This is a genomic window from Paenibacillus allorhizoplanae, assembly GCF_927798215.1.
In the GTDB taxonomy this organism is placed as follows: domain Bacteria; phylum Bacillota; class Bacilli; order Paenibacillales; family NBRC-103111; genus Paenibacillus_E; species Paenibacillus_E allorhizoplanae.
Window position 1 is genome coordinate 117382 of record NZ_CAKMMW010000011.1, and the last position, 12620, is coordinate 130001.

The 12620-nt window shown below is 44.6% G+C and carries 12 protein-coding genes; all 12 read right to left on the reverse strand.

Going from position 1 to position 12620, the window contains the following annotated elements; all coding sequences use genetic code 11:
* Positions 1 to 60: 60 nt before the first annotated feature.
* Positions 61 to 936 (reverse strand): 5'-3' exonuclease, encoded by an 876-nt coding sequence (locus L6I86_RS18885; protein ID WP_236289568.1) that lies wholly within the window; start codon positions 934 to 936, stop codon positions 61 to 63.
* A 131-nt stretch (positions 937 to 1067) separates the two neighbouring features.
* Positions 1068 to 1610 (reverse strand): NADPH-dependent FMN reductase, encoded by a 543-nt coding sequence (gene ssuE / locus L6I86_RS18890; protein WP_236289570.1) that lies wholly within the window; start codon positions 1608 to 1610, stop codon positions 1068 to 1070.
* 167 nt (positions 1611 to 1777) lie between these two features.
* Positions 1778 to 5014: a glycosyltransferase family 39 protein gene (locus tag L6I86_RS18895; protein ID WP_236289572.1), complete on the reverse strand. Its 3237-nt coding sequence runs from the start codon at positions 5012 to 5014 to the stop codon at positions 1778 to 1780.
* Between the two features lie 81 nt (positions 5015 to 5095).
* Positions 5096 to 5323 (reverse strand): DUF7667 family protein, encoded by a 228-nt coding sequence (locus tag L6I86_RS18900; RefSeq protein ID WP_056609443.1) that lies wholly within the window; start codon positions 5321 to 5323, stop codon positions 5096 to 5098.
* Positions 5324 to 5498: 175 nt separating this feature from the next.
* On the reverse strand, positions 5499 to 5690 hold the full coding sequence (locus L6I86_RS18905) for a hypothetical protein (RefSeq protein ID WP_056609441.1): 192 nt from the start codon (positions 5688 to 5690) through the stop codon (positions 5499 to 5501).
* Between the two features lie 184 nt (positions 5691 to 5874).
* Positions 5875 to 7050 carry a DNA sulfur modification protein DndB gene (locus tag L6I86_RS18910; protein ID WP_056609439.1) on the reverse strand — a complete coding sequence of 392 codons (1176 nt, stop codon included), beginning with the start codon at positions 7048 to 7050 and terminating at the stop codon, positions 5875 to 5877.
* Positions 7050 to 8216 (reverse strand): DNA sulfur modification protein DndB, encoded by a 1167-nt coding sequence (locus L6I86_RS18915; RefSeq protein ID WP_056609438.1) that lies wholly within the window; start codon positions 8214 to 8216, stop codon positions 7050 to 7052. Before L6I86_RS18915 ends, L6I86_RS18910 begins: the two co-directional genes overlap by 1 nt.
* Before the next feature lie 88 nt (positions 8217 to 8304).
* Positions 8305 to 9480 (reverse strand): aminotransferase class I/II-fold pyridoxal phosphate-dependent enzyme, encoded by a 1176-nt coding sequence (locus L6I86_RS18920; RefSeq protein ID WP_236289574.1) that lies wholly within the window; start codon positions 9478 to 9480, stop codon positions 8305 to 8307.
* Between the two features lie 31 nt (positions 9481 to 9511).
* Positions 9512 to 10612 carry a site-2 protease family protein gene (locus tag L6I86_RS18925; protein WP_236289576.1) on the reverse strand — a complete coding sequence of 367 codons (1101 nt, stop codon included), beginning with the start codon at positions 10610 to 10612 and terminating at the stop codon, positions 9512 to 9514.
* 7 nt (positions 10613 to 10619) lie between these two features.
* Positions 10620 to 10985, reverse strand: a complete 366-nt coding sequence (locus L6I86_RS18930; RefSeq protein WP_236289578.1) for an arsenate reductase family protein — start codon at positions 10983 to 10985, stop codon at positions 10620 to 10622.
* Between the two features lie 127 nt (positions 10986 to 11112).
* Entirely contained in the window at positions 11113 to 12054 is a 942-nt protein-coding gene (locus L6I86_RS18935) for an RluA family pseudouridine synthase (protein ID WP_236289579.1), read from the reverse strand.
* Entirely contained in the window at positions 12051 to 12620 is a 570-nt protein-coding gene (locus L6I86_RS18940) for a cob(I)yrinic acid a,c-diamide adenosyltransferase (protein WP_173110852.1), read from the reverse strand. Before L6I86_RS18940 ends, L6I86_RS18935 begins: the two co-directional genes overlap by 4 nt.

Here is a 12620-nt window from a genome sequence, read left to right on the forward strand (position 1 = left end):
TACGCGTTGCAAAGTAAAAAAGACAGCACCTGAGTACAGGCACTGTCCCTATTTGATGAATTATCCGATCAATCTTATTAATCCTTTATACGCAATTTCATCGAATTTGCTAATGACTTTCTCCCGATCCATCGCCCACGCGCAATCTTCAAGTGCACAAGCGACCGGCGCATCCAAGCGAATCGTTGCCAGATCAAGCGAAAGATGCAGCATATCCAGCTCTGCTTCGATCTTAGCCCTTACACCTTTCGGAAGTGAAGCTAAGTTCTCGAGGATACCAGCAATGTTCACATATTCGTTGAGCAATTTGGTTGCCGTTTTCTCCCCAATTCCTTTGACCCCTGGATAATTGTCTGCGGTATCACCCGTTAACCCCTTCAGATCAATGATTTGAGCAGGAGTTAGGCTTTTCTCCTCCATGAGCGTTTCTAGCGTGTACACCATGTAGTTGGATTGCCCTTTTTTCATAATAATAACTTCGGTATTCTCATCTACGAGCTGGAGCATATCATGATCCCCAGTTAAGATCTGGACTTTCGTGTGAGGGCTGTAGAAACGAGCCAAGGTGCCGATACAATCATCTGCTTCATAACCTGGGACGCCGACATTCGGAATATTGAAGCTGGCTGTCACTTCTTTGACCAAATCAAATTGTGGGATCAACTCTTCGGGAGCAGGCCCGCGGTTCGCTTTGTACGCTTCAAATTTCTCTGTTCGGAAAGTCTTGCTTCCCATATCCCAACAACACACGATGTGAGTCGGTTTGAATGTGCCGATCGCATCAAGCAAGTATTTGAGAAATCCGTATACACCGTTGATCGGCACGCCGTGATCGGTTCTCATGATATAACCACTTGATGATGTTGCATAATAACCGCGGAATAATAAGGCCATGCCGTCTACGAGCAGCACAGATTCAGATGAATTTTGTGACATTGATAATAGCTCCCATTCCTGTGAAAATATGAATTCATTAGAAGTAGTATAGCACGCCATACAGGTTCCCGACACGCAAAAACCCGCCATCAGCAAAAGTTACCAAGGACGGGTTAGCGTGTGCTATGTAATTAGCGGCTTGTATGCCATTTAATTTCCTGAATGAATTCCGTTACGGATTCCTTCAAACGCGAGGTGATTTCATCATCGAGAATGGCTTGACCTTGTTCTCCCCATGTCACTTGTTTATCCAGCACATACACGCCTTGTAAAATATTCTGTGCACCTAGGACAGACAACACCGGTTTGAGTGCATAATCGATCGCAAGCAAGTGCGCATAGGTCCCTCCAACCGCTAAAGGAAGTACGATTTTACGCTCGAGTCCTTTTTGCGGCAGCAGATCCAAGAAGGCTTTCAACACGCCTGTGTAAGAAGCTTTGTAGACGGGCGTAGCTACGAAAACAGCATCTGCTTCAGCCACACGCTTACTCGCATCCACAATGGCTTCACTGTCGAACTTCGCATATAACAGATCCTCAGCAGGCAGGTCGCGAACCTTGATCCAATCTACTTCAATACCTGCTTGCAGGAGCTCGCTCTTAGCAACTTCAATTACTCCATGTAATCGGGAGGTTGGGGTTGGACTTCCAGAAATAATTACTACTTTAGCCATTTGATTCACGCTCCATTAGCAATTTTGTGGGTAAAAAAAGAGACTCTGCCTCCATGTTTTCGTGTACATAGTGGGAGTCTCCTGCTGTTCGGTCGACTTATTTTAATTCATAGTATTTCACTTGGAATTATATTACCATGGCTTCTAAGTGACGTCAATCCATCTGCTTAAAAGAAATTCCAGCCTGGCAACCATCGTAAAAAGAAGGAGTATTTCGCCGGTATAATCATCCCCGATAGAATCGGATAGAACAGTGCGAATAGCACGAAGACAGCGGCTAAGTAGCCATAGACCCATCTTCTTCGCTGCAGTGGCCCTTGCTCCAAATAGTCCTTGATGTAATAGGTCAAGATCAGTACCAAGAACGGTACCATTGCAAAATAGTGATAAATAAACGTTAGTCGCGGTACCAACATCCACGGCAGGTACTGTGAGCAGTAAGCAATGAGCAGCATGCGCAGCAATTTATCCTTGCGTTTGAATGCGAGATAGAAGGACATCAGCACGGCAATAAAACCTGGCCACCACACCAACGGATTACCGAAGGAAACGATGCTCGAAAGCATGCCCTGCGGCATCAGCTTCGCTTGATAATACCAGATCGGGCGTATCATCATCGGCCACTCCCACCATGGTGAGGAGAACGGATGCGTAGCGACGAGATCTTTGTGATATTTGTACATATGTACCTGATAGGTCACAACATCCTTCAACTGATGTCCAGGACCAGGTACCATCATGAATGGGATATAGGATAGTGTGTAGACGCCTAACGGCACAATAACAAACATGAGTACGCACCACAGGATAGTAAGCAGTGTGTTTCTTACGAAAGTCTTTTGTACACGTAGGAGCTTCGTAGATTCTTCTACAGAGAGAAGATCTTCATAAACGCCCTCGCTCTCCTCAGAATCGTCACGACTATTCTCCCGCAATACGCGCTTGGCAAATTGGTACTCTCTGTATCTCTCCCATAACGAGATGAATAATAGGACGGCCAAGCCGGCACCACCGTAGATGACAATCCATTTGGAAGCAGCGCCGATCCCGAAGAACAAACCTGAAAGTCCCAGTGGGATTAGCGTCGTCCACAGCTTTTCACGGAAGAAGCTCAACGTTGTATACCGATACATGAAATAGAACATCAGCATGATGAAAAACACACCGTATACATCAATCGTGGAAATTCTCGTTTGGGCAAAATGCATGAAATCAAAGCTAAGTAAAAAAGCAGCAATAAGGGCATATTCGGAACGGCCAAACATCCGCTTCGCGAACACATACATAATTGGAATCATGCCTACTCCGAATAGCGTACCGATAATACGCCAGCCGAATGGATTTAAACCGAACACGTAAATACCGATGGAAATGAATATTTTGCCCAGCGGCGGATGTGTGCTTTCATAAGGCTCGATCTTGTGAAGATGCTCATACGCTGTTCTTGCATGATAAATCTCATCGAAATACGTGCCATTCATGTAGGTAGGTGTATAGGGGACGACACTTGGCTCATCAAATAAATGAGATGTTTTCCCATTATCGGCGGCGTCAACATCTACTTCATTCAGACTAGCGATCGGTAATGGCGTCGTTCCCCCATCTCCGAAAATCCCAACTTCATGAAGATGCAGCTTCGCATTCTCTTGTGTATCAATCACAATTTTTACATAGCGAGCTTCTTTATTCGCCTCTACGGTATGCCAGGTGAACACCTTCGTGTGGTCGGATTTAACCGCCATGGCATCCTGCCACTGTTCACCATCCATCGAAAACCAATAGGAGTAAGCACCTTCCCCAACGCCAGCAAAACTATTAATACGTGTAATCTGATGCGTGCTGCCGAGATCAGCAATGACCGTCTCTCCTCCACGTGTTGGCTGCCAGAACGTTGTGGGATCCTTATGTCCGCCGAGATGGAATACCGCAATGATCGCATAAACCACCATAAGAACGCCTAAATATAGGGCATCTTTACGCGAGAAAAAGCGTCCGCGCTTCCCTCTTTCTATATGATCCTCTCCCTTATGGAACAGTGCCTTCCAGAGTGAGGTTTCTCTGAGATTCGTTGCTTTCTCTTCCAGGTCATCTTCCATTGGAAGCGCTTCGACCTTGTTGTCAACTAGAGGCATAGTCTCCTCCACAGTTTCATCCTGATCTGATTTCACGAAAAGCCTCCATCCCAATATACAAGCATAGACAAACATCATAACATTGATCCCCGAAACCGTCAGCATCAAAGGATTATATAGCGGAATGTGATAGTCCTGATGAAAGCTCCGCAGGAGTACATCACCAATATTGATAAAATGCGTAATACTAAAGCCGATAAACAACAATAAGATTCGGCGATCCTTTAAGTATATGAAGCTCGTTAATGCTAACAAAAGGCCATAGTGCAAGTAGCGCTCATGCATTTTGGTCATACACATAAACATAGCCGTGATAAATAAGAACGATATGTATAAGACGGCACCGCGCTTATTTTTACCTAGCCAATAAAGTAGACAGACATATACGATGGACAGAATCATTAAGACGACACCAATCCATTTATAAGGCAAATGCCAGAAACCACTGTTGATGTCCACGAAGTTCCCGCCAAGAAGTGCGAACAGATTAAACGCGTTGAGTGATGCATAGGGATAAGAAGCTAACGTACCCGAATACAATTCAATCATCCAGCCATAGCCTCTCCCCATTGCAAAAGGGAGTGAAAGAACAGCCATTGTGGCTATGCCTGTCAACACGCTAAGCAGCCAAACCATCAACTTACGTGCCCGTATTACATCTATCAATAGGAAAATACCGAACAGCAGTGCTTGAGGTTTAAGTAACAGAGCAAGTGCAATAAAGAACGCAGCTTGCGGCAGTTTGCCTTTCATCTGCATTAATAATGTAGCTACAATAAACAGCATAAAAAAAGAATCTACCTGTCCCCATACCGCGGAATTCGCCCAAATGGCTGGGTTGAAGGCAAATAGGGCAGCAATCCAGAGCGCCTGCTTCCAGGTACGTGCTCCCTCATGTTTACTCATCGCTAGGCGAAATAACAGATAAACAGTCCCAAGATCTGCAAGGATTGCTGGAAGCTTAAGGATAAGTAAAGAGCTGCCGCTTTCCCAAGGAATAGACAGCTTATGATGTACAAAGCCCACAACGTATAGGACATACATGTAGCCAGGGGGATAATCTAAAAAATAATCTTTGGCATTCGTATATAAGTCCCTTAATCCTACCGTATAAGCGCGATCTGCCCACGCCATGAACGTTCGCACGTCCGTATCATAGCCTACCCATGTGGGGGCCAAAACCAGTCTAAGTATGAGGGCAAGCAGAAGCATGAATCCTAAAAGTAAAAATGTATAGGGAGCTACTCCCCGTTGCTTGAACCAGCTGACCATGCGACATCTCCTTAGCTTTGAACTATCCTCATTATACCTGTCCACACTCTTGCAGAAAAGGAAAAAAGCACCGACGGTTAGTCAGTGCTTGGGTTCAATCTTTTCGATGCGCTCACAAATGTCATGCAACCAATCATAATCCCCTGTCAGTGAGGCACAGAGTGATAAATTTTCTAGTTTTAATCGATTCCATACATAAGTCGCGTTCGCTTCCATGCATAGCATTAATTCCTCTTGCTCACCTCGAGTTAGCTCTCGGGCTCTGCGTAGTGTCCATAATTCCGCCATACGTTGATGAACGGCTAACATCATTCTTAGCCCCCTGCCGGGTGGAGTCGCTTTCATTAACTAGTATAGACAAAGTTAAGAGACTCGAAACAGTCCTACTCTCTTTTAACGTCATTGCTTTTTATGTGAAAAAGGAAGAAAGCAAGAGAGCTCGTCCACTCTCTTGCTCCTTCTTACTCTCAATTGGGTATGATCATTAAGGAATATGAACAACAGCAATTTTATCAATTGGGAAATAGAATACAGTACCAGCACCATTAGCAATAACAACATTACCATTTTGGATACCTAGAAATCTACCTTGATGATTTGGTGTAGTGCCAGCATGAATCGTAATAACCGTACCAAGTCCAACATGAGCCAAAGTAGCATATACGGAGCAACTCATTGTGTTTTCCTCCCTTCAAGCTTTATATGATATCGTATGCTAGTTCTTTATTTTTGATATAGACAAATGATTACTAGGATTCGTATTTTTTGAGATAAGTAATCTAGCGTAGGGTGTACGAAATAGAAAGAACCCCTTCAATCTCAATTCTTATTGAGATCGAAAGGGTTCTTGGGTTTTCTAGCTATGCAGAGGATACTTCTTCGGAATCACTAGCAGAATCCGTACCTTCTAGGAAGAATTGCACGAGCTTCGCATGTTTTTTTAATGACTTCTCGTGAATGAGGTTGATTTTCCCATTATCCAACGAGCCAAAAACATAGATTAACTCTTCATTGTCATGTGACCAATCGAAGCCCTCTAGTAATTGTAAGGACTGCGTCCACTCATCGTTGTATTCGCCATTAGGGAATAAGAAACGATTCGCATACAGGGCAATACTTTCTTGAATCACACGGTTCGCGGACGTATATTGTGCCAAGCCTGGCTGTTCAGGCATCATTGGTAGAATCGTATTGAAGAATTGATGCAAGATTTCAACATACGTCGATGGATCATGTCGAATTTTACGTTGGAGCTCATAAGAAGGCTGCATTCTACCTGAGAACAGCATCGTCGCCGTTGCATACAACCAGCTGAAGCATGTAAAGTTACGGTTAAAAGAGGTCAAGTTACTGCGTCTCTCCACACCCGCTGCCTTCAGATACACATTGTGATCCACGACCTGCTGAATAACCAGATTAAGCGGATCAATAGAGTCAAAGGAATGGCCGAGTTCTTTACTAACCAACTGCACTTTGGAGTTGATGTCTCCAAATAACTGCTGCTCTTCTTCTTCCGTTAAGCCGATATAAATTTGCACAGCTAGCTGAGTTTCCATCAAGTCCAAACGTCTACCCTCAAGTTGATTAATCGTGCCTTCTGTTTCCTCAACCTCTTGCTTAATCTCCGCATCGTCACTAAACTTCCGTTGCTTAATCTTCAGCAGAGCCAGCTTCTTCTCGTAGCGTCGTACTTCTTTCTGCATCTGATCGTTCACATAGCCAAGTGCTAGAATCCGATGCTGCCCATCAAGAATGGATAACTTCGAGCCGTGTCGCAAGAGGAATTCCTTGGCTCCCTTGGAGAGCTGGTTCACTTCGCGAAGCGATAAGGTTACAGGGCCGAAGAACACATGGTCCAATTCGCGTTCTTGCAAATAAGTCGAAATCTTCCTGCGCTGCATATTACTCAGCTTCCGTTGAACCATGGGATCGATCATCGTATAGTTCAGCAGGTCCTGAACGCGCAAAGCCACAGTCGCGAGACCGAACTTTTCGCAGAAAGGATGGATAGTCATTTTCAGGCGTAATCCTTCCATTAGCTCACGTCCTCCTTATTCGCAAAACTAGCTTTATAGTCTTCTGCATCACTGATTAGGAATGCATTCTGATCCTGATAAAAGCTCTTAATGTGGTTGTAAGCTTTCATGATACGTGTACGTCTTGGTAGACGATCCTTCTCTTCACCAGCATAAATACTGTTCCAGTTGACATGTGGCAATATTTTCAAAGCATGCTCAAGTGCATAGCGATTAAAGCTGCCTGTTTTCGTCGCTTCTTCATGCATGAAGAGGGCTAATGCAATTTGGATATTCTCAGACCACACGATTTCACCCTTGGTCGGTGATGGCAAATGTGTCAATAATCCGTTAAAGTAACCGCCTGCTAGCGAAATAAGCTCCTGTAAATCTTTATCCGCATACTGATAGTTGTTATTACGAGCAGCAGATTTCATTCGCCCTTCAAACAATCCCACTAGAATTTCAATCAACAAATGGTAGGAGAATAAATACTCCGGCGATTTGCCACGCTCTGAGAACATATCGACAGTTAGCTTCTGCATCGCAGGCGCTTTCGCTGCTAACTCTGTAGCTGCCACATGATAGAACCGGCGTTGATCACGAAGAACAGCCAAGTTGCCTCCAAGCTTACGAGGAAGCTTATTAATATCGGAGAATAATTGACGTTCCTGACGCGCATTAATGTCTAGATAGGTCATTGTTGAGATTGGGAACGCATATAAACGACGCAGCTTTTCCGTAATCTCATCCATTTTGTCATATTCACGACGATCTTTCGCTCGTGCCATCTGACTTTGCAATGTTTCCATAATCCGTTGGAAAGCTGCCAAGCGATGCTGACCGTCAACGACATATAATTTCTCAATTGGCTGTAAGCGAAGGGCTTGGTGATCCTCATCGTAATGTCCTGCGCCTCTTGCTGAGAAAATGATGCCAGGGAAATAGATCGGCTGGCGATCTTCCAAATATAAATTCACATAGTCAATTAACTTTGAGAGGTTCCGCGGAATAATCGCACGTTGTACTTCTAAATCCACCTCAAAAATAGAAAATAGTTTGCTAATAGGTAATGTAGCAGCGATTGTCGCTTGACCGAACGTCTGTCCTAAAATTCCGGGAATCTCTACGTACGATGACGGCTTCTGTTCAGCTAACAGCTCCGATAGTGAAGAAATGGCATCCATATACTTACCCCTTTCAACGTATAAATTTTCTCAATCTTATACCTAAATATGTCTCTCATTCTCCTATTTTTACCAAAATCTCTAACTTTCATTCTAAGGACCGAAGCCAATCTCCTATTCGCCTTGCTGCCTCAAGTAATCGAGCTTCTTCTTGCACTAAAGCAATACGGACAAATCCTTCTCCTTCAGCGCCAAATGCATCGCCAGGAATAACAACAACACCTGTCTGAAACAACATTTCCCGGGAAATTTGTCGAGACGTCCACCCCTTAGGGATTGGAGCCCAAATAAACATCGTTGCTTTTGGAGGTGAAATGATCCAACCCGCATCATTTAATGCCGAAATAAATGAATTTCGTCTTTTCTCATACATACTTGAGACAGAATGATCGCTTTCCATATCTTCTTCTAATGCTGCAATACCTGCTGCTTGTATAGCCCCAAATACCCCGTAATCAATATTCGATTTCAGCGTCTTCAGTGCCTTAACTGCATCTGCATGACCGGTTAGAAATGCGATGCGACAACCTGCCATATTGAAGCTTTTCGATAAAGAATGGAATTCAATAGCAACCTCCTTAGCACCTTCAATCTCCAAAATGCTCATGGGCTTATAACCGTCAAAAGCCATTTCGGAATAGGCAAGATCATGTACTATAAGCAAATCGTGCTTCTTCGCATATGAAATCAAATACTCGAAGAAAGCACGATCTGCAACAGCAGACAACGGATTGCTTGGATAGTTTAGCAAGATGAATTTCGCCTTAGCAGCCACGTCATCTGGGATGTCCTCTAGTTGGGGTAAAAAATGATTCGCTGCACGCAGCGGTAGTAAATAGGGTTCAACCCCTGCCAAGACAAGGCTTGCCGAATATATAGGATAACCTGGATCAGGGACAATGGCCATATCCCCAGGATCACAGAGAGAAAGCGCTAAGTGAGCAAGCCCATCTTGTGAGCCCATTAAGGTTAAGATCTCTGTTTCAGCATCGAGTTGAACATCAAATCGATAGTCATACCATTTGGCTACCGCTTCGCGAAAGGCCAAACTTCCTTCGGATGTTGGGTAACCGTAATATGCAGGATTACGAACCGCCTCTGCCATTGCTTCCAAAATGCGATCTGAGGGAGGCAGGTCAGGACTTCCTATACCTAAATCTATGACGTCTACCCCTTGGTTCATAACCTCTCTCTTCCATTCAGCTACTTCCGAAAAAATAGCCGAGCCTAGCTGCTGTAGCCGTCTGGATCCTTTAAATGTCATAGATAGCTTCCTCATTATGTGAAATGTGATGTTAGGAAATGATACCGACCTGATGAACGAGTCTTATCATATAGAGCAAAAATAAGATTAATACCAAATAAGAGATCCCAAACTTCCAGCGTGTCTTAACGGGTACGTCATAATAGCTTTCTTGCATCCCTAGTGGGGAGTATTCTACTTGAACCTGGAGGCCAAGGTGCAAGCCATCCTCTTTATTCATGCGTTCTGCTTTTACTAATTGCACTCGCTTAACAATCGCCTGCACAGGCAAATATGCGTGCCCTTCGAATCCAATCGCATGCCATGACATAATCAAAGTTTGTCGGCCAGCGCCCGGCCCTTGCAGTTCCGAATAGGTGATATAGTCCAAATCACGCGTATGGCTCTCACCTGGGATCATATAACCTTGCTGCAGCAAATGATTAGCTGGAAATTCGAATCGTGTAGCGACAGTTACGCGTTCTTCTTTATGGCGATACCGCACATATTTCTTGTATAAATCCCATGCAAACATCGCCCAGATGATCAAGAAAATAATCTTACTCGAAAAATAACTATCGATATAGATAATGATGATGAGCCCGCCAACTAAGCCAACCAACCATAACCAGCGTGTTACGGCTGTTGAGATTCGTCCGCCGTCCAAGGGATGTATTGGCAGCAAGTTGATCAGATTCAGATAAAAAGCAGCGTAGGCAACGGAAACGATCACTGCTGAATCAAAATAAACACCTACACCAAAAGCGGCAACGCCTCCAAGAGTCCCCAGAACAGGACCTCCTATACCTATAAAGGCTTCCGTTGCTGCATCAGTTGGATTCTTTTTCATCGTGATCAACGCACCGAGGAATGGGATAAAGACTGGCGCCGAGACGGGTAACCCCTTGATCTTCGCTGCAAGCACATGACCTAACTCATGGATGAGGATCATAAGTACCAGACCAATCGCAAACGGCAATGGCGCCAAGTAAGCGTAAGCCCAGATCGTGATAAACATTGAGATGACAGCGCCGCCAATTTTCCCAAACTTCAAAGCGGCAAGCAGCAGCTTGCCTTGTGATAAGAGGACAGCAATAAATCCGCCAATGGCTAGTGGTGACTTCTTGCGTGTTGGTTTCTGGTCGTCTCCCACGTCTCTATCACCCTTTCGCCCAAACATCCTCAAACACATCTTCTTTGAAGCCTACGGTCACTTTATGTCCATCCGTTACAATAGGTCGCTTAATTAATCGCCCATTCGAGGCTAGCAAATCAAGCATTTGTTCTTGTGACATACCTGGCAGTTTGTCTTTCAAATTCATCTCTTTGTAGACATCCCCTGATGTATTAAAAAACTTCTTAATCTCAAAACCACTGAGCTGAAGCAAATCCGCTAGTTCCTTCGCAGAAGGCGGCGTTTCAAATAAAGCGACCTGATCTGTAATCTCAATTTCATGTGCTTTCAGCCACTTTACAGTACTCCTGCACGTCCCACATTTATCGTAACCATACACTTTAACTCCCACGTTGTAATAACTCCTTTATGCCGTATGATGATCAAATAGAACTACTTAAAATTTTGGGCTAATTGCCAAGGAAAGTCAAGTAATTGCAAAGAAAAACCATCCAGAAATTGGCATGGTTCTCGATTTTTTACCTTTTATCGGCTAACCACTGCTCTAGATCGGATAAATCAGCAGGTAATGGCGCATTAAATTCGGTCCATTCCCTTGTACCTGGGTGCACAAAGCCTAGTTTAAATGCATGCAGCGCCTGACGATGTAGCCGTTCGGTGGCTTCAAGTTCAGCTGCTTCTTCTTCGTATTGTTCTAGTAGGTACATCTTATCCCCCAACAGCGGATGGCCCAGATGGCGCATATGCACACGAATTTGATGCGTACGTCCCGTTTCCAGCCAAATCCGAACGAGCGCAGCTTTCTCGAATTGTTTTACGACCTCATAATGCGTTACAGCAGCATAACCATCTGGGCGAACGATGCGTACATGAGGCTGCTCGGGATCACGATCAATCGGCTCATTGATTGTCCCTGAAGGTGAAGCTACCGTGCCCCAAACAAAGGCGAGGTACTCTTTTTTCACGAGATGTTGAATCATTTGCTCGGAAATCTGCTGATGGACATACGGTGTTTTAGCAATGGCTAGGACACCCGAAGTTTCTTGATCCAATCGATGCACCGGGCGGAAACGACACGTAATCCCTGCTTGCTGCCAATGGAAAACAACGCCATTCGCAATTGTATTCACGTAATGACCATGCGTTGGATGGACAATGATACCCGCATCTTTAGCTAAGATGAGCAGATGCTCATCTTCATGTAGAATATGCAGCGGAAGTTCTTGAGGCAGAATATCCTCGGATTGTTCTTCTTCCATCCGAATTTCTACACGGTCGCCAGCCTTCACTTTGATATTGATGTACTGCCTTTCCCCGTTAACCGTAATCCCTTGCTCGGTAAGTTTGATGCGGGATAACAATTTTCGTGAGACCATCAATCTTTTTTGGAGCACTGTTTTGAGGATGAAACCTTCTTCCTCTGGCGGGACAAGGTATACTAATGGTTCATAGTAGCTCATGATTTACGTTTAAACACCTCAGCACTGCGTATATATTCCACATCTGCAATCCCCTCACGGAAGTTCGCTGTGCGAGCAATCGTGAAGAAAAAGTCCGACAACCGGTTCAAATATCGGCGCACCTCGGGATTGATCTCCTGTGTGCGGGCTAGTGTTACGACAAGCCGTTCGGCTCTACGGCAAACTGTACGACAAACATGTAACGTTGATGACACAGTCCCGCCTCCAGGCAAAATAAAGCGAGTGATATCTGGCGTCTCAGCATCATATTTATCAATCCAAGCTTCTAATGCATCTACCATATCTGCCGTTACTTTATAAGGACGTAAATCCTGCTTTAGCAGTGCAAGATCTGAACCGCAATCAAACAGCTCATGCTGCACTTGCAGCAAATCTGGCAATAAATCGGGGTATTTCTGTGGATCCATGAAGCTCATCGCTTGACCTAGAAAGCTATTCAGCTCATCCGTCGTTCCATAGGCCTCGACACGATCATCATCTTTGTCCACACGACCACCAATCACACCAGTTTGACCAGCATCTCCCGTACGCGTATATATTTTCAT

Excerpts from the sequence above, each read along its gene's own strand:
- L6I86_RS18900 (WP_056609443.1), bottom strand. The coding sequence starts at position 5,323 with ATGTTAGCCGTTCATCAACGTATGGCGGAATTATGGACACTACGCAGA.
- L6I86_RS18915 (WP_056609438.1), bottom strand. The coding sequence starts at position 8,216 with ATGGATGCCATTTCTTCACTATCGGAGCTGTTAGCTGAACAGAAGCCG.
- L6I86_RS18940 (WP_173110852.1), bottom strand. The coding sequence starts at position 12,620 with ATGAAAATATATACGCGTACGGGAGATGCTGGTCAAACTGGTGTGATT.
- L6I86_RS18935 (WP_236289579.1), bottom strand. The coding sequence starts at position 12,054 with ATGAGCTACTATGAACCATTAGTATACCTTGTCCCGCCAGAGGAAGAA.
- ssuE (WP_236289570.1), bottom strand. The coding sequence starts at position 1,610 with ATGGCTAAAGTAGTAATTATTTCTGGAAGTCCAACCCCAACCTCCCGA.
- L6I86_RS18895 (WP_236289572.1), bottom strand. The coding sequence starts at position 5,014 with ATGGTCAGCTGGTTCAAGCAACGGGGAGTAGCTCCCTATACATTTTTA.
- L6I86_RS18905 (WP_056609441.1), bottom strand. The coding sequence starts at position 5,690 with ATGAGTTGCTCCGTATATGCTACTTTGGCTCATGTTGGACTTGGTACG.
- L6I86_RS18920 (WP_236289574.1), bottom strand. The coding sequence starts at position 9,480 with ATGACATTTAAAGGATCCAGACGGCTACAGCAGCTAGGCTCGGCTATT.
- L6I86_RS18910 (WP_056609439.1), bottom strand. The coding sequence starts at position 7,050 with ATGGAAGGATTACGCCTGAAAATGACTATCCATCCTTTCTGCGAAAAG.
- L6I86_RS18885 (WP_236289568.1), bottom strand. The coding sequence starts at position 936 with ATGTCACAAAATTCATCTGAATCTGTGCTGCTCGTAGACGGCATGGCC.